The organism is Pseudarthrobacter sp. NCCP-2145, assembly GCF_023708005.1.
Lineage (GTDB): Bacteria > Actinomycetota > Actinomycetes > Actinomycetales > Micrococcaceae > Arthrobacter > Arthrobacter oxydans.
The window spans coordinates 107,805-127,321 of sequence record NZ_BRCG01000015.1; the positions used below are offsets into that span (position 1 = coordinate 107,805).

General features: G+C 66.9%; 14 protein-coding genes. 7 read left to right on the forward strand and 7 right to left on the reverse strand.

What is annotated here, in order from left to right:
* Positions 1-3: 3 nt before the first annotated feature.
* The 5 genes from NFU08_RS14150 to NFU08_RS14170 all read left to right on the forward strand — a co-directional run bounded on the left by NFU08_RS14150 (position 4) and on the right by NFU08_RS14170 (position 9,824).
* Positions 4-468 carry a universal stress protein gene (locus NFU08_RS14150; protein WP_174180287.1) on the forward strand — a complete coding sequence of 155 codons (465 nt, stop codon included), beginning with the start codon at positions 4-6 and terminating at the stop codon, positions 466-468.
* Positions 465-3,014, forward strand: coding sequence for a cation-transporting P-type ATPase (locus NFU08_RS14155; RefSeq protein WP_251424188.1), 2,550 nt, complete (start codon positions 465-467; stop codon positions 3,012-3,014). Before NFU08_RS14150 ends, NFU08_RS14155 begins: the two co-directional genes overlap by 4 nt.
* 94 nt (positions 3,015-3,108) lie before the next feature.
* Entirely contained in the window at positions 3,109-5,523 is a 2,415-nt protein-coding gene (gene ppsA / locus NFU08_RS14160; RefSeq protein ID WP_251424189.1) for a phosphoenolpyruvate synthase, read from the forward strand.
* Between the two features lie 42 nt (positions 5,524-5,565).
* A complete protein-coding gene (locus NFU08_RS14165) occupies positions 5,566-8,802 on the forward strand; it encodes an HAD-IA family hydrolase (protein ID WP_251424191.1) in 3,237 nt (1,078 codons plus the stop codon).
* Positions 8,799-9,824 (forward strand): ATP-dependent 6-phosphofructokinase, encoded by a 1,026-nt coding sequence (locus NFU08_RS14170; protein ID WP_251424193.1) that lies wholly within the window; start codon positions 8,799-8,801, stop codon positions 9,822-9,824. Before NFU08_RS14165 ends, NFU08_RS14170 begins: the two co-directional genes overlap by 4 nt.
* Before the next feature lie 67 nt (positions 9,825-9,891).
* Here the strand turns inward: NFU08_RS14170 and NFU08_RS14175 are convergent, their stop codons facing one another.
* From NFU08_RS14175 to NFU08_RS14195, 5 genes are all read right to left on the reverse strand, one after another.
* Entirely contained in the window at positions 9,892-10,314 is a 423-nt protein-coding gene (locus NFU08_RS14175; protein WP_251424195.1) for an Hsp20/alpha crystallin family protein, read from the reverse strand.
* 103 nt (positions 10,315-10,417) lie between these two features.
* Positions 10,418-11,431, reverse strand: a complete 1,014-nt coding sequence (locus NFU08_RS14180) for a zinc-dependent alcohol dehydrogenase family protein (protein WP_251424197.1) — start codon at positions 11,429-11,431, stop codon at positions 10,418-10,420.
* A gap of 78 nt (positions 11,432-11,509) precedes the next feature.
* Positions 11,510-13,954 carry an HAD-IC family P-type ATPase gene (locus NFU08_RS14185; RefSeq protein WP_251424199.1) on the reverse strand — a complete coding sequence of 815 codons (2,445 nt, stop codon included), beginning with the start codon at positions 13,952-13,954 and terminating at the stop codon, positions 11,510-11,512.
* 24 nt (positions 13,955-13,978) lie between these two features.
* The gene (locus NFU08_RS14190; RefSeq protein WP_251424201.1) at positions 13,979-14,854 is read right to left on the reverse strand and encodes a universal stress protein; all 876 of its coding nucleotides are present in this window, start codon (positions 14,852-14,854) and stop codon (positions 13,979-13,981) included.
* Between the two features lie 55 nt (positions 14,855-14,909).
* On the reverse strand, positions 14,910-15,371 hold the full coding sequence (locus tag NFU08_RS14195; RefSeq protein WP_174180302.1) for a pyridoxamine 5'-phosphate oxidase family protein: 462 nt from the start codon (positions 15,369-15,371) through the stop codon (positions 14,910-14,912).
* 252 nt (positions 15,372-15,623) lie between these two features.
* On the opposite strand from NFU08_RS14195, the gene NFU08_RS14200 reads away from it, so the two are divergent.
* Positions 15,624-17,303 (forward strand): GAF domain-containing sensor histidine kinase, encoded by a 1,680-nt coding sequence (locus NFU08_RS14200; protein WP_251424204.1) that lies wholly within the window; start codon positions 15,624-15,626, stop codon positions 17,301-17,303.
* 67 nt (positions 17,304-17,370) lie between these two features.
* Here the strand turns inward: NFU08_RS14200 and NFU08_RS14205 are convergent, their stop codons facing one another.
* Positions 17,371-17,994 (reverse strand): response regulator transcription factor, encoded by a 624-nt coding sequence (locus NFU08_RS14205; protein ID WP_174180304.1) that lies wholly within the window; start codon positions 17,992-17,994, stop codon positions 17,371-17,373.
* 314 nt (positions 17,995-18,308) lie between these two features.
* On the opposite strand from NFU08_RS14205, the gene NFU08_RS14210 reads away from it, so the two are divergent.
* Positions 18,309-18,791: a universal stress protein gene (locus NFU08_RS14210; protein ID WP_174180305.1), complete on the forward strand. Its 483-nt coding sequence runs from the start codon at positions 18,309-18,311 to the stop codon at positions 18,789-18,791.
* 7 nt (positions 18,792-18,798) lie between these two features.
* On the opposite strand, the gene NFU08_RS14215 is transcribed toward NFU08_RS14210, so the two are convergent.
* On the reverse strand, positions 18,799-19,329 hold the full coding sequence (locus NFU08_RS14215; protein ID WP_251424206.1) for a hemerythrin domain-containing protein: 531 nt from the start codon (positions 19,327-19,329) through the stop codon (positions 18,799-18,801).
* Positions 19,330-19,517 lie beyond the last annotated feature (188 nt).

Genomic DNA, 19,517 nt, shown 5'->3' on the forward strand with positions numbered 1-19,517 from the left:
GGTATGAACGCAGAAACAGTGTCCAAGCCTGTCATCGTGGGCGTCGACGGCTCCGAATATTCCTCCGCCGCCCTGCGGTACGCCGGAACCCTCGCCGCGCGACTGGGTGCGCGGCTGGAGGTCATCACTTGCATCGGCATGCCCGATTACCTGGTGGTGGCCCACCTTGAAAACGCCGAGCACCCCTTGACGGCAAGGCTCGAGGAAACCGCCAGCCGCCTGGTGGAGGACGCCCTGGGAAGGGCCTTCACCGGGGACCGGCCCCAGGACATCGACGTGACCGTCAAGTTCGGGCCGCCCGGCAAAGTCCTCGTGGAAGAGAGCCGGCGGGCGCAGCTGCTGGTTGTCGGCCGGCACGGTGAGGGCGGATTCCTCGGCACGTCCATGGGCTCGGTCAGCAAGGCCTGCGCAGCGCATTCGGTGTGCCCGGTGCTCCTGGTGGGCCAGGAGGCGGATGACCTGCCATGACGGCGGCGGGCCTGACCTCGGATCAGGCTGCGGAACTCCTGAAGCAGGCAGGGCCGAACATCCTCCCCGCCGAGAAGCCCGTACCGCAGTGGCGGAAACTCTGGGGGGAGCTGACGCACTTCTTTGCCCTCATGCTGTGGTGCGCGGCAGCCCTGGCCTTCCTCGCCGACCTGCCGCAACTGGGCGTGGCGATCATCGTCGTCGTCCTTGTCAACGGAGTCTTTGCCCACATCCAGCAGGAACGGGCCCAGCACGCCGCGGCCAGGCTGCGAGGGTTGCTGCCGGCTGACGTCATGGTGCGGCGGGACGGACACGTCCGCAAGGTCCACGCCAACGAACTGGTGGTGTCCGACGCCGTGCTGCTGGCAGCCGGTGACCGCATCCCCGCGGACGTCGTCCTGGCCACGGCGCAAGCCTGCGCCGTGGACGAGTCGATGCTGACAGGCGAAAGCGATCCGGTGCCAAAGACGCCCGGTGACTCCGCCTGGGCCGGGACGTTCCTGGCGAACGGCGATGCCGAGGCCACTGTCACGGCCACCGGTGCCCGGACGCGACTGGCCGGGATCTCCGCCCTCACCAGCGGCGCGGTACCCCCGCCCACGCCGCTGTCCCTGGAACTGCGCCGGATTGTCCGGGTGGTGGCATCAGTTGCCCTGGCCATCGCCGCGCTGTTCTTCCTGATATCCCTGCTGGTGGGGATCGAATGGCGCGATTCCTTCCTGTTCGCCATCGGCGTCGCCGTCGCGCTTGTCCCCGAGGGCCTGCTGCCCACCGTGACGCTGTCGCTGGCAATGGGGGCGCAGCGCATGGCTTCCCGCAACGCACTGGTCCGCAACCTCGAAGCCGTGGAAACCCTCGGTTCCACCACCTTCATCTGCACTGACAAGACCGGAACCCTCACCCAGAACCGGATGAACGCCGTCGAAGTCTTCACGTCCGGCGGGTCGGTCCACATAGCGGGCGAGGGGTACAACCCGGAGGGTACCGTCCAGGGGGACGGGCAGGAGAGAGCCGCGGAAACTGCGCTCGCAGCGCTCGCCGCCTCCCAGGGACGGGCCGAACTGCATGAGGGGCAATGGCGGGCCTCGGGGGACCCCATGGAAGCCGCCATCGACGTGCTGGCGCGGCGCCTGGGAGTGGCGGGTGCCCGCATGGCGCCTTCGCGCCGCTTCGCCTTTGATCCTTCACGACGGCGGGAGTCGGCGATCGTAGGACACGACCTTTTCTGCAAGGGCGCCCCCGAGGCCGTCCTTCCGCTGTGCAGCGACGTCGACGGGCCGGTGGCTGACCAGGTCCAGCTGATGGCCTCCCGCGGACTCCGTGTTATCGCCGTGGCGCGGAGGCGGCTCAATGGACCGTCCGCCGACTGGGAGTCGCGCCCCTCCGGGGACATCGAACGCGGCATGGAGCTGCTGGGACTGATCGGGCTCCATGATCCGCCGCGGCCGGACGTGGGCGACGTGATCCGGACTGCCCGGACGGCAGGGCTCAAACTGGCCATGATCACCGGCGACCATCCTGCGACCGCAGCGGCAATTGCCCGGGAGATCGGGCTGATGGGGGCACCGGAATTCGTCCTGGAGGGATCGGACCTTCCCGACGATGAGCAGCTGCTGGGGGCGCTCCTGGACCGGGACGGGGTAGTGGTGAGCAGGGTATCCCCGGAGCAGAAGCTCCGGGTTGCCAAAGCCCTGCAGTCCCGGGGCCATGTGGTGGCCATGACGGGGGACGGCGTCAACGACGGGCCGGCCCTCCGTGAGGCCGACATCGGGGTGGCCATGGGATTGAGCGGCACAGACGTTGCGCGCGAAGCGGCCGACCTGGTGCTCCTTGATGACCACTTCGCGACGATCGTGGCAGCTATCGAGCAGGGCAGGGCCACCTACTCGAACATCCACCGGTTCCTGACCTACCACCTCACCGACAACGTGGCGGAGCTGACCCCCTTCGTGGTCTGGGCCCTCTCCGGCGGCCAGTTCCCGCTTGCGCTGGGCGTCCTGCAGATCCTTGCCCTGGACATCGGAACCGACCTGCTGCCTGCCCTGGCCCTGGGTGCCGAGCCGCCAGGCAAACGGGTGCTGTCCCGGCCGCCGGAGCGCCGGCACCTGATGGACCGGCAGCTGATGGTACGGGTCTTCTGCGTGCTGGGCCCGGTGGAGGCCCTTGTTGAAATGGCCGCGTTCTCCGTTGTGCTCTTCGGCGGCGGCTGGGTTCGGGGCGAGCCCCCTGATCCCGGGCTCCTCATGGCCGCGTCGGGGGCTGCCTTCACCGCGGTGGTCCTGGGCCAGCTGGCCAACGCCTACGCCTGCCGGAGTGCCACCGTGCCGCCGTGGAGGCTGGGGTGGGGCTCGAACAGGCTCCTGGCGTGGGCCGTCCTGGCTGAACTGGCCGTGCTCGCAGCCTGCCTGTACCTGCCGCAGCTCGCCGCCCTGCTGGGCCAGGCCCCGCCGCCGGCGGCCGGATTGCTCGTGGCCGCCCTGGCGGTACCGGCGGTCCTGGCAGCGGACTGGGCCTATAAGGGCTTCAGGGGCCGCAGCGCCCGGTGACCCCGGACTGTGGTCCTGTACCTTGACCTGGACATGCGGCTGCTTAGGACCAAAGACTCTGCCGGGCGTTTCGGGCACGGCCCAGAATCAAGGCATGACTGCTCCCGCAACGTCCTCGGCCGATGTCCACGTCAAGTGGTTCGAGGACACGGGGATCGGGGACATCGCGTCCGTTGGGGGAAAAAACGCGTCGCTGGGCGAGTTGAGCCGCTCCCTGCAGTCCGCCGGTGTGAGGGTTCCCGACGGGTTTGCCACCACCGCCGGCGCCTACCGCGCCTTCCTGGCTTCGAATGCCCTGGAGCCGCGCATCAGGACGTACATCGAGGAGTACCGGGCCGGACGCGCAACGCTGCGCCAGGCGGGCGCGGCAATCCGGGAGCTGTTCCTGTCAGCAACGTTCCCGGACAGCATCGGCGAGGCGATCCAGGAGCGATACCGGCTCCTTTCCCGCCGGGCGGGCCAGCATGAGGTGTCCGTCGCAGTCCGCAGCAGCGCCACGGCCGAGGACCTGCCGGACGCCAGTTTCGCTGGCCAGCAGGAGACATTCCTCAACGTGGCCGGGGAGCGCGCCGTCCTCGAAGCGTGCCGGAACTGCTATGCCTCCCTCTTTACTGACCGCGCCATCAGCTACCGCGAAATGAAGGGCTACGACCACCTCGACGTGGCCCTGTCCGTGGGCGTCCAGCGCATGGTCCGCTCGGACCTCGGCGCCTCCGGGGTCATGTTCTCCATCGACACCGAGTCCGGCTTTCCCGATGCCGTGCTCATCAGCGCGGCGTGGGGCCTCGGGGAGACCGTTGTCCAGGGGACCATCAATCCGGACAAATACCAGGTGTTCAAGCCGCTGCTCGCCGACGGGCGCTTCCGCCCCGTGATCGAAAGGGAGCGGGGTGCCAAGGAACGGAAGATGATCTACAGCCAGGGCGGCAATGCGCGGACCCGGATGGTGGAGACCACCGAACGGGAGCAGGAAACCCTTGTGCTGTCCGACGACGAAGTGGTCCTGCTGGCGCGCTGGGCCAAGGCCGTGGAAGACCATTACGGGCGGCCCATGGACATGGAGTGGGCCAAAGACGGCGTGACGGGCGAACTGTTCATGGTGCAGGCCAGGCCGGAAACGGTGCAGGCCCAGCGCAGCAGTACGTCGTTCCGGACGTACCACCTCCGGCAGCAGGGGCGGCTGCTGACCGCGGGGGCGGCCATTGGGGATGCCATCGCCGGCGGGCGGGCCTGCGTCATCCGGGACGCAAAAGACATCGAATCCTTCGTGGACGGTTCCGTGCTGGTGACCAGGATGACGGACCCGGACTGGGTCCCGGTCATGAAGCGGGCAGCCGGCATCGTGACCGACCACGGCGGCCCAACCAGCCACGCAGCGATCGTCAGCCGGGAACTCGGCGTGCCCGCCGTCGTCGGAACCCGGAACGCAACGGAAGCCGTGCCTGACGGCGCCCCCATCACCCTGTCCTGCGCCGAAGGCGAGGAAGGGCGCGTCTACGAGGGGCTGCTGGAGTTCAGCGTGGAAGAAGTGGACCTCAAGGCCCTTCCCGCCACCCGCACTGACGTGATGGTGAACATTGGCAGTCCTGCCGCAGCCTTCAAATGGTGGCGGCTGCCGGCGGCGGGAGTGGGCCTGGCGAGGATGGAGTTCATCATCAACAACCTCATCCGCATCCATCCCATGGCACTGGTCCACCCTGAAAAAGTCACAGACCCGGAGGAAGCCGCGCTCATCCGGAAGCTCACCAGCGGCTACAGCGACCCCACGGAGTACTTTGTTGACGTGCTGGCCACCGGAATCGCCAAAATTGCGGCGCCTTTCCACCCCAAACCGGTGATCGTCCGGCTCAGCGACTTCAAGAGCAACGAGTACAGCCACCTGATCGGCGGCGGGTTCTTTGAGCGTCCGGAGGAGAACCCCATGCTGGGCTTCCGCGGAGCCTCGCGCTACTACAGCGATCACTACCGGGAAGGCTTCGCCCTCGAATGCAAAGCCCTCAAGCGGGTCCGCGAAGAAGTGGGCTTCGCCAACATCATCGTTATGGTCCCGTTCTGCCGGACCGTCCGGGAGGCGGACCTGGTCATCGAAGCCATGGCCGGCCAGGGACTGGTGCGGGGCAGTGCCGGGCTGCAGCTCTACATGATGTGCGAAATACCCTCGAACGTGGTCCTGGCCGAACAGTTCGCCGAACGCTTCGACGGGTTCTCCATCGGCTCCAACGACCTGACCCAACTGGTGCTGGGGGTGGACCGCGATTCCGAACAGCTTGCCGGGCTGTTCGATGAAAGGGACCCTGCCGTCAGCGCGATGATTGCCCAGGCCATCGACAAGGCGCATGCCGCAGGCATCAAGATCGGAATCTGCGGGCAGGGGCCCAGCAACCACCCGGATCTTGCCGAATTCCTGATCGGCCGCGGCATAGATTCCATCTCGCTGAACCCGGACACCTATGTGAAGACCCTGCCCGCCATTGCCGCAGCCGAGCAGCGGCTGGCCAGACAGGCCTAACGGCACTGTCAACCGCGGACGGCCTGCTGGTATCCCTGTCATATGACCGCGCCATCACCCACTGCCGCAGCTGCGAGGCCGCCCTTTGACGCCGTCATTTTTGATCTGGACGGGGTGGTGACCAATACGGCCCTGGTCCATCAGGCAGCTTGGCGGGAGGCCTTCGAACAGATCCTGCAGGACCCCAGGGTGCCGGACACCGCCGACCGTTCACCCCTTTCCAAAGCTGACTACCGCACCTACATCGACGGCCTTCCCAGGGAGGAAGGCGTACTGAAGTTCCTTGCATCAAGGGGGGTCAAGGTCGACAAGGGATCGGACGGTGACGAGCCCGGCACCTGGACAGCGTTCGGCCTTGGTGCCCTGAAGAACCGGCTCTTCCAGGAGCGGCTCAGGCGGGACGGTGTCCAGAGCTATCCGGGCACGGTGCAACTGCTGCAAAGGCTTTCCGACGCCGGGGTCCCCACCGGAGTGGTCACGTCCAGCCGCAATGCGTCCTCGGTCCTTGATGCAGCCGGCATTCCGGATCTTTTCGGCGTCATCCTGGACGGGACTGCTGCAGCCAACCTGGGCCTGCGGGGGAAGCCCGCCCCCGACGTCTTCCTGGCGGCCGCGTTCCGCCTTGGGGTATCGCCGTCCCACTCCGTGGTCATCGAGGACTCGGTGGCAGGGGTCCTCGCAGCGCACCGGGGCGGGTTCGGCCTGGTGGTGGGCATCGACCGCAGCGGAACCCGGCGGGAACTCGAGGCCGCCGGTGCCGGCACAGTCCTCAATGACGTCCGTGAACTGGACCTGGGACTCGTCCTTGGCGATCCCTGGCAGCTTGTCTATGAGGGCTTCGATGCCGGGCACGAGGGCCACCGGGAAGCGCTCACCACCCTTGGCAATGGCTACCTGGCTGTGCGGGGCGCCTCCCCGGAGGGCGGCGGAAGCATCCGGTATGCCGGCATGTACCTGGCTGGAGTCTTCAACCGCCTGGCGGCCGAAGTCGCCGGCGAGGTGCTCGTGGAAGAACACATGGTGAACGCGCCTGACTGCCTTCCCCTGGATCTGCGGCTGGCGGACGGGCAGTGGTGGTCGGAAGGAGGCCTGGCGGTTGTCCGCGAGCGCCGCACCCTGGATCTCCAGCGGGCGGTTCTGGAACGGCGGCTCCTGCTGGAAGCCGGGGACAAGCGGCGGATGGAGGTCGTGCAGACCAGGTTCGTGTCCATGGCTGAGCCCCACCTGCTGGGTATGGAAACGAAGGTAACGCCCTTGGGCTGGAGCGGTGCCGTGGAAGTGCGCAGCGGCGTCACTACGGGCGTCACCAACTCGAACGTCCCCGAACCGGCCGCCAGCCCGAGGGTTCACCTTGTTGACCGGACCATGGACGGCGGCAGCTTCAGGCAGCCTGCTCCGGACGACGTTTCCGTGGTTGAGGCGGAGACCACCCAGAGCCTGATCCGGGTAGCCGTGGCATTCCGCACGAGTGTGTCCGGGGGAGCCGGCGCCGGCGGAGCGGGCAGCCGCGGATCGGGCTCTGGCGGGACAGGCGCAGGGAAGCCCGGCAGCATCGGCCCGTTCCACTTCCGGATCTTCGAGGTGGCCCTCGCTGACGGAGCTGCAGCAAGAATCAGCAAGACCGTGGCGGTGGCGACATCCCGCGACCGGGCGATCGCCTCCCCGGCTGCAGCCGCGGTTGCCGTGTTGGCCCGTGCCGGCGGGGACATCGACGCCCTCCTGACCGCACACCAGGACGCCTGGCGGCATGAGCTGCATCCGTTCCTGGTGGACATCGAGGCGCCGGTGCAGGTGCGCCTGGTCCTCAACCTCCACATTTTCCATCTGCTGCAGACCCTCACACGCCATACGGCGGAACTCGACGCCGGGGTCACCGCCCGGGGCCTCCACGGCGAGGGGTACCGCGGGCATGTCTTCTGGGACGAATTGTTTGTCCTGCCGCTCCTGACCACCAGGACGCCGGATGTGGCCCGCTCCCTCATCGAATACCGGTGGCGGAGGCTTCCGGCAGCCCGCCACGCGGCAGCGGTCCAGGGCTTCTCCGGCGCGCAGTTTCCCTGGCAAAGCGGGAGCGACGGTACGGAAGAAACCCCCAAGTGGCTCTACAACGACAGATCCGGCAGGTGGGTGAAGGACCACTCGCATATGCAGCTGCACTCCGGGCTGGCCGTGGCCTTCAACGTCTGGCAGTATTTCCAGGCCACCAGCGACAAAGCCTGGCTCCTTCGGAAGGGCGCCGAGCTGGTGATCGACGTTGCGCGGTTCTTCGCCTCGCGGGCCGGGTTCAGCCAGGACACCGGGCGGTACCACATCCGCGGCGTCGTCGGACCCGATGAGTACCACACGGGATACCCGGGCAGCACGGATCCCGGGCTGGACGACAACGCCTACACCAACGCCATGGCTGCCTGGGTCTGCCTCCGGGCTGCGGAGATCACCGGCATCCTCCACGGCAACGAACTCGCCGGCCTGATGGAGAGGCTCCACATCACCGATGAGGAAGCGGCGGGCTGGGAGCAGGTGGGCAAGGCCATGTTCATCCCGTTCCACACGGACGGCGTCATCAGCCAGTTTGCAGGTTACGAGGACCTCGAGGAACTCGACTGGGAACGGTACCGGGAATCCTATGACAGCATCGAGCGGCTGGACCTCATCCTGGAAGCCGAGGGAGATCAGACCAACCGGTACAAGCTTGCCAAGCAGGCCGATGTCCTGATGCTGCCCTACCTGCTGGGCCATGAAGGTGTGATAGCCCTGCTCCAGGAACTGGGATACGTGTTCACGCGGGACCTGTTGAACCGGACCATCGAGTATTACCTCGCGCGGACCGCCCACGGGTCCACTTTGAGCCGGGTTGCCCACGCTTCCGTGCTCGCCGCCCTGGACGCCGACCGTGCCTGGGACAGCTTCCGGGAAGCGCTCGACGCCGACCTCGACGATACCCAGCACGGCACCACGCGCACGGGCATCCACCTGGGGGCCATGGCTGGAAGCATCGACGTCATCCAGCGAAGTTTCGCCGGACTGAGGCTCAGCGGCGACGCACTCGTCTTCGCGCCCAACCTGCCCACCGGCCTCCGGTCCGTAGCCTTCAGGGTCCGGTACCGCGGACATTACCTGAACGTCGAACTCAAGGACGGGCGCATGAGGATTGCCTCGGCGGCAGGAGACGCTGAACCCATCAGCGTGCGCGTCAACGGCAGGAAAACTGCCTTGGCGGCCGGCCAGGTCAGGACATTCCGGCTGCCCACGCAGGTGGAGGGACCGGCCGCGTCATGAAGAAGCTCGGAATCCTGACAAGCGGCGGGGACTGCCCCGGCGTCAACGCAGTGATCCGCGGAGCCGTGCTGGGCGGTGAGGTTGTCCATGGATTTGGATTCGTGGGGTTCCGCGACGGCTGGCGGGGAGTCCTGGAACAGGATGTGGTTCCTTTGCCCCGGCGGAGCGTCCGCGGCATATCCCGGTTGGGCGGGACCATCCTGGGAACTTCCCGCACCAACCCGCTGGAGGGCGGCGGGACCGGCGCGGTGCGGGAAAGCCTGCGGCGCAACGGCCTGATGGGCCTGATCGCCATAGGCGGCGAGGGGACGCTTGCCGCGGCGAAGGCGCTGTGTGACCAGGGCGTCAACGTGGTGGGTGTTCCCAAGACGATCGATAACGATCTTGGTGCGACGGACTACACGTTCGGGTTTGATTCGGCGGTCCAGACAGCCACTGAAGCCATTGACAGGCTGAGGACCACGGGGGAGTCGCACCACCGGTGCATGATCGCGGAGGTCATGGGCCGCAACGCCGGCTGGATCGCACTGCACTCGGGGATGGCCTCGGGCGCCCATGCCATCCTCATCCCGGAGCACCCGGTGTCCTTGGACCAGATCGCCACGTGGGTGCTGTCAGCACGGGACCGCGGGCGGGCGCCCCTGGTGGTGGTGGCCGAAGCTTTTGTGCCCGAGGGGCAGGAAACACCCTATGCGCCCCGTGGGCTCGATACCTTTGGCCGGCCCCGTCTTGGAGGCATCGGCCGGCTGTTGGAGCAGCAGCTGCAGCAGGCCACCGGGATAGAGACCCGGGCCACTGTCCTGGGCCACATCCAGCGCGGTGGGGAGCCCACGGCCTATGACCGCGTCCTTGCCACGCGGCTGGGCCTGGCGGCCGTCGAAGCGGCGGCCAATGGCTCATGGGGGACCATGGTGTCCCTCCGCGGCACGGACATCGTCACCGTGGGCCTTGAGCTTGCGCTCGGAAGCCTGAAGGTGGTTCCCGAGGCCCGGTACCGGGAAGCAGCAGTCCTGTTCGGCTGAGGGTGGCTGGCGGTACGTATGCCTGGCGTGACCGTGCCTGGCCCCACGGGGGACCAGGCACAAACCGTCAGCCCCTGCTGATCGGGATCTTCGACGCCGAGGCCACCTCTTGCTGGTCCGGAAGGGGAGCGCGGACTTCCAGGACGCCGTCCTTGTAGGAAGCGGTGACGTCACCCTGCTGCACCCCGCTGGGGAGGGGGAGCCGCCGGACGAAAGAACCGTAGCGGAATTCGGACCGGTAGCTGTCCTTGTCCTTGTGTTCCGTCTTCTCCTGCCGCTCGGCCTTGATGGACAGGACGCCGTCGGTCACAGTCACGTCCACGTCTTTTTCCGGGTCGATTCCGGGCAGCTCCGCCCGCACCACAAGGGTGTTGCCGTCCACCATTTCCTCCACCCGGATGGCGGACGATCCCATCTCTCCTTCAAAGAGTCTTTCGATCACATCCAAAGGGGAGCGGCGGGAATCGAACCACTTCATCAGGTCAGTCATTGTTGCCTCCTGCTCATTGTGAGCCGGGCCGACGCATCACCCGGCATTAACACCTTCCGCCCTCTGCAGGTGCTGTTCCAGAGTCCAAGGTCCCACCCCGGCTTCATGCTTTTTCGGGGCGGACCCGCAGGACGGCGGAACCGGTAACCCTGTCCGCGGCGAGATCGCCGAGGGCAGTGTCCGCGGCATCGAACGGGTAGGCGGTGGTGGTTGGCGTGAGTGGAATCCGGGCCGCGAGCGCAAGGAACTCACGCCCGTCAGTGCGGGTATTGGCTGTGACGCTGCGGACCTGGCGCTCGTAGAACAGGTGGGCCTCGTAGTTCAGGGCTGGTATATCGGTGAGGTGGATACCGGCAATCGCAAGTGTGCCGCCGCGGTCCAGGGCTGCGAGCGCGGCGGGCACCAGGTCGCCCACAGGGGCGAAAAGAATCGCGGAATCAAGGGGCACCGGTGGATTGTCATACGCGCCCCCGGCATATTCAGCTCCCAGGTTCCGGGCAAGGGCACGGGCCTCCTCCGACCGGGTCATAACAAAGACCGATGCCCCCTGGTACATCGCCATCTGCGCGGTCAGGTGGGCGGAACTGCCGAAACCGTAGATGCCAAGGCGCCCCCCGGCCGGCAGGTTGGCGCGTTTCAGCGCACGGTAGCCAATGATGCCCGAGCACAGCAGCGGTGCTGCCTGCTCATCGGTGAACACCTCCGGAATGAGGTAGGCAAAGTCCTGGGAGACGGTGAGTTGCTGGGCGTAGCCGCCGTCCTTGTCCCAGCCGGTGAAGACGGGCGCCGTACAGAGGTTCTCGTCCCCGCGGCGGCAGTACGCACACGTCCCGCAGACGCCGCCCAGCCACGCTACGCCTACCCTGTCGCCCGGCGCGAAGCGGTGGGCACCCGTGCCCGTTTCCACCACCACGCCCACCGCCTCGTGGCCAGGGACAACCCCGGGACGGCGTGGTTGGAGGTCCCCTTCGGCCAGATGGAGGTCGGTCCGGCAGATTCCGCAGACACTCACGTCCACCAGGAGCTCATTGGCCGCGGGCCTGGGGTCGTCGCGGATGCCCTTGACCAGGGGACGGCCGGGCAGGGGCCCGGGCTGGCCCACCCACCATGCGAGCATTTTTTCCTCCTTCCGCCGGCTCCTTCAACAATGGCCGGGTTTGGCTGTTCCTCCCAGAGCCGAAAGTCACCATGGTCTTCAGTCCGCTGGGCGGCCGGCCAGGCGCCGCTGGAAGTACCGGATTGCTTCGATGACGAGGCTGCCGCCCACTGCCACCGTGACCGAAACGGCCAGGAGGTCCGGGGGCGGCCAGTCGAGCCGGAAGAACTCCTTTGCCGGTGGCACGGTGAACAGGAGCGCCAGGCCGGCGTACATGCCGGCCAGGATGAGGGTCTTCATCCAGGTGAGGGGCCGGGATGCGGTCACGAGGATCCAGGAGGTCACCAGGGCCAGGGTGATGACGGCGGCAGACTGCGTGGCCTCGGCGCTGCCTGGCGCGGCGGAGCGGGCGTACAGGCTGACAGCCAGCACACAGAGGGCACCGCACACCCCGGCCGGCACCGAGAACGCCAGGGAGCGCTTCAGGAATCCGGGCTCATAACGCTGCGCACTGGGTTGCAGTGCCAGGAAGAACGCCGGCAGGCCGATGGTCAGGCCGTCAAGGACTGACATCTGGCGCGGAAGGTACGGAAAGGGCCAGAGGAGCAGGGCAAACGTCAACGAGATGACCGTGATGTAGACGGTCTTGCTGAGGAACACCATGGAAACCCGCTCGATGTTGCTGATGGCCCTGCGGCCCTCGGCAACAACCGCCGGCAGCCTGTCGAAGCGCCCGTCCAGGAGGACGAGGCGGGCTACTGCCTTGGTGGCCGGAGACGCGGTGTCCATGGCAATGCCCAGATCGGCTTCCTTGAGTGCCAGGACGTCGTTGACCCCGTCGCCGGTCATGGCCACCGTGTGTCCGCGCCGCTTCAGGGCCTGGACCATGTCCCTCTTCTGGGAAGGGGTCACGCTTCCGAAGACGTGATGCTTCTCCACCGTTTCCTCCAGCAGCAGCGGGTCCGCGGGCAGTTTCCTGGCGGCGTAGGCCCCGCCCGGTCCAAGGCCAACCGCGCGCGCGAGGACCGCCACTGTGCGGGGGTCATCACCGGAGATGATCTTCAAGGCAACCCCCTGCTGCCGGAAGTAGGCAAGGGTCCCTGGTGCCTCCTTGCGGATATCCTCGCGGAAGGTCAGCAGCACCACGGGAACAAGTCCAGCGGGCAGGCGGCCGCCTTGCGCGGGTACCGGCAGGGGCCCGGGCAGGTGGGCGAGCGCCAGCGTCCGCAGGCCGTTGGAGGCCAGCGCCGCGGCGCTCCGGCGGGCGGGGGCGCCGGACGACGATTCCTCCAGTACGAAATCCGGGGCCCCAAGGACCCAGGTTCCGGCGGCCGGCGAGCCTGGCGGGAACGTCACCGAGCTCCATTTCAGGGCAGAGGTGAAGGGCACGGAGGAAGCCTCCGGCAGAACATCGGCCGCGGGAAAAGCATCACCGATGGATTTGGCGGTGGTACTGGCTTCCTCGTTGGCGCCGAACCACTCAAGGGCCTTCCGCCACCCCTCGGCCGGCGGGACACCGGCGCCGTGCACGGCGTCGAATGTCATGGCGCCGGAGGACAAGGTCCCGGTCTTGTCCAGGCACAGGACATCCACCCTCGCCAGGACCTCAACGGCCGCAAGCTCCTGGACCAGGACCATATGGCCGGCAAGCCTGACCCCGCCCACCGCAAAAGCTACGCTGGTGAGCAGGACCAGGCCAAGGGGAATCATGGACATGATGCTGGCCACCAGGCCTACCGCCGCAGGTATCCACTGTCCGGAGCTGAGGGCGGCCTCCCAGCCGCCGGCGTTCCGGACCTGGGCGTGGGTGACCAGGACGGCAGTCGGCAGCAGCAGCCAGGTGATGACCCGCAGCACCTTGTCCAGGCCGGAGCGTATCTCGGACGTGACCAGGGCGAACCGTCTGGCTTCGGCAGTCAGTTTGAAGGCGAACGTGTCCGGTCCCACCCGGACCACCACCGCCCGCCCGTTGCCAGCCATGATCAGTGACCCGGACAGGAGCACTGCTCCCGGTTGCTTGGGAACCGGGGCCGACTCACCGGTCAAAAAGGATTCATCCGCCTCCACGTACCCGCCGTCCAGGAGCCGCACGTCAGCGGCCACCTGTTCCCCGGCGCTGAGCAGGACGATGTCATCCGGAACCAGGGCCTCCGCCGGGATCAGCCGGGGGCTGCCGTCCCGGATGACCCTGCTCTGTGCCGCGTGGAGAATGGCCAGCCTGTCCAGGGACTGCTTGGCGCGGTATTCCTGGATGATTCCGATCAGGGAATTCCCCAGCGCCGAGAAGCCAAAGAGTGCATCCCGCCACTGGTCCAGCACCAGCAGCAGGACGAAGCAGGCCGCCACGATGGCGTTGAAAAGGGTCAGGACGTTCGCCCGGACAATGTCCCACGCACTGCGGGTGGTTGCCCCGGGGATGCTGTTGATCCGTCCCGCGTTGGTCCGTGCCAGGACCTCGGCGGAGCTGAGTCCGTCCAGCCCCGGCCGTCCCGCCGGGCCGCCGGAGTCCACGTGCCGCCCGGTGCTTTCCCCTGCTTCAAACATCACGTGGAGCGCAAAGCCCGCCCGTCATGAGTCATGCCGGGACTTCTTCAGCCGGGTGATGACTGTGGGGCAGGGAGGCTGCGTCAGGACGCCGTGCGCCGTTGATCCGAGCAGGAGCCTGCCAAAGCTTCCCCTGCCCCGGCTGCCCAGGACCAGCATCCTGGCGTTCGCGGCTGCGCGGACCAGGGCGTCTGCAGGTTCCATAACGGTTTCCAGGACTGCGTGGACCACAAGGCCCGGGTAGTCCTGGCGGAGCCCCGCCACAGTCTCGGACAGGACAACCTGTTCCTCTTCCACCACATGTCCGGCGAAGCTGCTGGAGGGCAGGCCCGCCTTGATCCAGCGGTTGGGGCCGGTGAACGCGTACAGGACGGTGAGTTCCTCACCCAGCGCATCAGCCTCGGCCGCGGCGAACGCCACGGCCTGCGTGGACTCCCTCGACCCGTCTACACCCACCACCACACCCTGCCCGCCGCCCTGGCCTGCCCCGACCACGGCCACCGGGGATTCGGCCGTGGCTGCTGCCTGGAGGGCCCGGTCGGTCAGCGCACCTCGGGAGTGGCCGCTGCTGCCCAGGACCAGCATCGAGGCGTTTTCCGAGTACTTGCCAAGGGATGCCCCAACGCTTCCTTCCAGCAGTTCGAGCGAAACCTGAAGGTCAGGTTCTGCGCTGCGCACCGTTTCTCCGGCTTCTTCCAGCATGTCCATCGCCGACTTGCGCAGGACGTCGATGTAGGGGAGCGCTTCTATCCTTTCGCCTGCCATCCAGCGGTCGTCGAGGACATGGAGGATGGCCAACGGCACCTTTTGCCTTCGGGCACGGGCGGCTGCCCACTGCAGGGCCGTCCTGGAAGGGGCGGAGTCGGAGATGCCGACGGCGACGGGCTTGTGTGCGTCCATGGGTGACCTTCCGTGGTGCTGCTGGTGCTGACAGTTCTTAATGCCGGGCAGGGCTTCAGGCCCTGTCGGCCGGTTCCTGCGGGGCCCACCACCGGGTTGGCGGGGCGATAACGAATCTCCTCCCGGTGATTTCCTCGGGCGTTACCCGGATGAGGCTGTCCTTGGCCCCTGCCTGCCAGGGAGACAAACCTGCGTCGGAGGCATCCTGGAAGTCCTCGGTGTCGTCCACGACTGCAGCGTGCCCCTTCACCACCACGCTCCACGCAATGGTGCCGTACTGGTTCAGCCCGTCGGCCTCCAGGGACACTGCCTTGCGGCCGGCCACTGCATCCATCTTCGTTCCCGGGCCGGTGCGGATGAGCAGGGTGCCGTTGCTGGGCACGAAGTTGACGGGGAAGATCTCCACCGTGTCGCCGCGGGTAAAGGCCATCCGGCACACGGACGTTGACCGCAGGTATCTCCAGCAGTCATGCACTCCAAGGTTTTCGGGTTCCGGTTCTGTTGCGGCTGTGTCCATGGCCGTAGCCTAGGCCGCGGAGCGGGGCCGGGCTAGGGAAGAAGGTCCTGCTGCAGCCGGTCCCGGCGGCAGCTGGAATCCGGCGTTCCAAAAATGGGGCATTTCAGACCTTGACTTCCTCTCCTAGACTGGTGCCGGGACGTCGCTTCGTACTCAGGCAGAAGCGGCGTTGCCGGGGGAACCACTTCCCGGACGCGTGCAACACCGCTGAGGGCCCGCAACGACGCAGGCACTTTCCACAGGAGGTCGGACATGAGCACTGAGCCGTGGAGCTCTCCCATGAAGGAACGGGCCGAAGACCTCCTCCGGGACTTCGTAGCCCGCGCAGATGAGCTTCTGCAAACCCAGGAACGAATGAACGGCCTTCTTGCCGCCGTCGTTGCCCTTGCCCAGGACCTGAGCCTGGAAGCCGTGCTGGACCGCCTTGTCCGGTCAGCGTGTGAACTGGTGGGTGCGAAGTACGGCGCCATGGGGGTGATCGCGGAGGACCGCAGCCTGAGCCACTTCATCACCGTCGGAGTCGACGAAGAGGACATCCGGTCCATTGGTGACCTGCCTACGGGGCACGGCGTCCTGGGACACCTCATCCGGGAGCCGCGGCCGTTGAGGCTCCACGACCTCGGCCAGCACCCCATGGCCTCTGGCTTTCCTCCCAACCATCCCCCGATGAACACCTTTCTTGGAGTGCCGGTCCGTGTCCGGGACGAAGTGTTCGGAAACCTCTACCTGACGGAAAAGGACGGCGGGCAGGACTTCACGCCGGAGGATGAAGACCTTGCCGTGGCCCTGGCCGCCGCTGCCGGGGTGGCCATCCAGAATGCCCGGCTGTTCGAGGACAGCAAGCGGCGCCAAAAATGGCTGGAGGCGGGGATGGAACTGAGCAGCAGGCTGATCATGGCGCCGCATCCCGGAGACTCGGACAACCTTGACCTGGTGGCCGAAACCGCCCTGCGGGTGTCAGACTCCGCGCTTGCCGTGATTGCTGTTCCGGCTGGTGACGGTGCCTTGAGGTGCAGGTCCTCCCTGGGCGTCCAGGGCCTGCAGGCGGGGCAGGAAATCGGCGCTTCCGATGCCGTCTCAAGGGTCATCGAGACGGGGGAGTCCCGCGTGGTGCGTGATCCCCAGCAGGTGTTTGGTGACCAGGTGGCGGAAAAGCTGGGCTCGGTGCTGGTGTGCGCCATCGGCCACAGCAACAGCGAGAACGGCGTGCTACTCCTCGCCCGTCCGCAGGGATCGACTGCCTACAGCCAGGCCGAGGCGGAATCCAGCTCTATTTTCGGAAGCAGGATCGGGCTGGCACTCGACCTTGCACGGGTCCATGCGCTCCGTGAACAGAACCTCCTGTTCACGGACCGGGAGCGGATTGCCCGTGACCTGCACGATCTTGTCATCCAGCGGCTTTTCGCCTCCGGCCTGAGTATCCAGAGCCTCCGCCGCTATACCCTGGACCCCATAGCGCACGAACGGATAGCCACGGTCACGTCCGAACTGGACGACACCATCCGGAAACTGAGGGACACCATCTATTCCCTTCGGACCGGCGAGGAAAACCATGAACCGCTGACCAGCCGGATCCTGGGAGTGGTCCAGGACAATTCCCGCAGCTACGCCGTGGAACCGAAAGTGGCCTTTGCCGGTCCCGTGGACTCAGTCCGGGAGAACGTTGCCGGCCATGTGCTGTCCGTTCTTTCCGAAGGACTGAGCAACGCCGCCCGCCACTCCGGTGCCAAGGAGATCAGGGTTGCCGTGTCCGTCACCCAGCGCCAGGTTGAACTGGTGATCCAGGACAACGGGTGCGGTTTTGACGAACCCGCACACGTGAGCGGGCTGGCCAATATGCGGCACCGGGCGGAAATGCTCGGTGGCAGCTGCACCATCAGGAGCGCGCCGGGGGAGGGCACCAGGATTACGTGGACCGCCCAGCGCCTGTGACGGAACCGGAAACCGGCCCGCACTGAACTGCTGCCATTGACCGGCAGCTGCGGGTCCAGGGGACCGGCTACTGCCCGTCCTGGGTGTTCCGCGTGACGTACACGGCGGCCTGTGTCCTCCGCTCGAATCCCAGCTTCGCCAGGATGGATGAGACGTAGTTCTTCACTGTCTTCTCGGCCAGGAAGAGCTCCTCGCCGATCTGGCGGTTCGTCATGCCCTGGCCGATCAGGGCCAGGACCTTTTGTTCCTGGGCGCTGAGCGCTTCCAGCCGGGGGTCTGTCTGGGTCTTGGAAAGCCCGGCGATGATCCGCTCCCTGACTCCGGGCTCAAATAGGGACTCGCCGGCGGCAGCCTTCCTGATCCCGGCGAGGAGGTCGTCGCTCCTGATCTGCTTGAGGATGTACCCGGATGCTCCTGCCAGGACGGCGCCGCGGATGGCCTGCTCGTCGTCGTAGCTCGTCAGGATCAGGCAGTGCAGGCGCGGGTCCAGCGAGCGCACGTCCCGGCAGACCTCGATGCCGGTGCCGTCCGGGAGCCGTCCGTCCAGGATCGCGATGTCCGGCTGCAGCGCCGGAATGCGTCGCGTCGCCTCCGCCGCTGACCCGCTTTCCCCGACCACCTCGAACCCCTCGCCCTCCAGCAGGTCCTTCAGGCCCTGCCGGACAAGCTCATGGTCATCGAGAATGAACACGCGAAGCGGCTCCTGGGAATTTGCAGCCCCGTCCGGGCCTGACTCATGCCTTTGCACCCTATGCTCCCAATTGTCTTAAGGACTATGCCCGCACTGCTGTGCCGGCAGCCCGTGCCAGGGGCCTAGTCCCATCCTTCCTTCCGCGCGGACCTGCCGGAAGGGACCAAAGTCTGGAGTCCTGATCATACAACCGCCCCGTTCACCGGCCGCTGCCCCCGACGGCCCGGCGCCACCGGCCGGCCGGTGACTTTCGGCCCTATCCCGCTGCCCGGACCCTGTACAGTCTGGGAGCAGACCCAAGAGATCGGAGCCTCATGGACGCCCCCGAGCGGCACCCCAGGATTGTAGTAGGCGTGGACGGTTCCGACGCCTCGATAGCGGCCCTTCATGCAGCCGGGTCATTGGCGGGGCCGCTCGGAGCAACGGTGGAAGCCTGGGCCTGCTGGGATGTGCCTCCCGGCTATGGGCTGTACCTCGTGGTGGGCATTGAGGGCTTCGAATACGCCGCCAGGCAGTCACTGGAGCAGGCCCTTGCGGACGCTTTCGGCCCGGAACTGCCCGCATTTGTCCATCCACGGGTTGTGCGGGGAAAAGCCAGCGAGCAGTTGATTGAAGGGAGCCGGAACGCCTCCCTCCTCATCGTGGGGCGGCGCGGTCACGGCAGCCTGGTGCTGGGTTCGGTGAGTTCGGCGTGCGTCAGCCACGCCCACTGCCCGGTCCTGGTGGTCCACGCCCCGGAGGAAGCTGCACACCGAAAAAAAGGAAGCCACGCACGGAAAAGCGATGACGGGCAGTAAGTCCGGGTCATCGGCGATGGTGCGTGCCGTCGTCGTGCGCTCCGCCGTGCTGGCCCGCGGCTTCTCCGGTCAATTCGTGCAGCCCCTGCACTGATTCAGCAAGGGAAATGTCCGGGGACTGGACAATGAAGGGCATCAGGAGGCGGTTTTCCTTGTCCAGGTGCAGGGCAAACAACCGTTGGATGGCAGAGCCGGCCACGGCGGCGGCAAGTCCCGTGGAGGTGCGCAGCTCCTCCACCAGATCGACGATCACGCGGTGCTCGGCAAGCATCCCCTCCACCAGGAGCTTTCCCTCGGGCGCGGCGTGCGGTCCGCCGTACAGGGGACCCTCCTCGGCCAGGGCATGGGGGATGAGCTGGGTGTCGCACCAGTCCAGGAAAATGGCCTGCGCTGCACCTTCAGCTGCAGCATCACGTGCCTCCACGGCTTCCACCAGGAGGGCCACCAGGCCGTTGAGGTGTTTGAGCATGTGCGCATGATGTCTCTCAACCGCCTGGAGTGCCTCTGCCTCGGCGGCAGCGTCCTTGCTGTGATTCATGGTCCCTTATCCTTCCCAGCGGTTTCGCAGGCCGGCGCACGCAGCAGGCCTGCGCACGCGGGGGCCGGCAGCGTCCGCCCGTTGGTGGCATTAAGTATGGGCACGGGGACCGGGCGGGTGGCAGAGCCATTGGTCCCCTACTCTGGGAGGGTGGCTGCCGAGGGATCCGTTGCGACGCACGGAAACAC

Bases quoted from the DNA above. Each gene is read 5' to 3' on its own strand.
- NFU08_RS14190 (WP_251424201.1), bottom strand. From the start codon at position 14,854: ATGGACGCACACAAGCCCGTCGCCGTCGGCATCTCCGACTCCGCCCCT.
- NFU08_RS14200 (WP_251424204.1), top strand. From the start codon at position 15,624: ATGAGCACTGAGCCGTGGAGCTCTCCCATGAAGGAACGGGCCGAAGAC.
- NFU08_RS14175 (WP_251424195.1), bottom strand. From the start codon at position 10,314: ATGACTGACCTGATGAAGTGGTTCGATTCCCGCCGCTCCCCTTTGGAT.
- NFU08_RS14215 (WP_251424206.1), bottom strand. From the start codon at position 19,329: ATGAATCACAGCAAGGACGCTGCCGCCGAGGCAGAGGCACTCCAGGCG.
- NFU08_RS14185 (WP_251424199.1), bottom strand. From the start codon at position 13,954: ATGTTTGAAGCAGGGGAAAGCACCGGGCGGCACGTGGACTCCGGCGGC.
- NFU08_RS14195 (WP_174180302.1), bottom strand. From the start codon at position 15,371: ATGGACACAGCCGCAACAGAACCGGAACCCGAAAACCTTGGAGTGCAT.
- NFU08_RS14150 (WP_174180287.1), top strand. From the start codon at position 4: ATGAACGCAGAAACAGTGTCCAAGCCTGTCATCGTGGGCGTCGACGGC.
- NFU08_RS14165 (WP_251424191.1), top strand. From the start codon at position 5,566: ATGACCGCGCCATCACCCACTGCCGCAGCTGCGAGGCCGCCCTTTGAC.
- NFU08_RS14210 (WP_174180305.1), top strand. From the start codon at position 18,309: ATGGACGCCCCCGAGCGGCACCCCAGGATTGTAGTAGGCGTGGACGGT.
- ppsA (WP_251424189.1), top strand. From the start codon at position 3,109: ATGACTGCTCCCGCAACGTCCTCGGCCGATGTCCACGTCAAGTGGTTC.
- NFU08_RS14170 (WP_251424193.1), top strand. From the start codon at position 8,799: ATGAAGAAGCTCGGAATCCTGACAAGCGGCGGGGACTGCCCCGGCGTC.
- NFU08_RS14155 (WP_251424188.1), top strand. From the start codon at position 465: ATGACGGCGGCGGGCCTGACCTCGGATCAGGCTGCGGAACTCCTGAAG.
- NFU08_RS14180 (WP_251424197.1), bottom strand. From the start codon at position 11,431: ATGCTCGCATGGTGGGTGGGCCAGCCCGGGCCCCTGCCCGGCCGTCCC.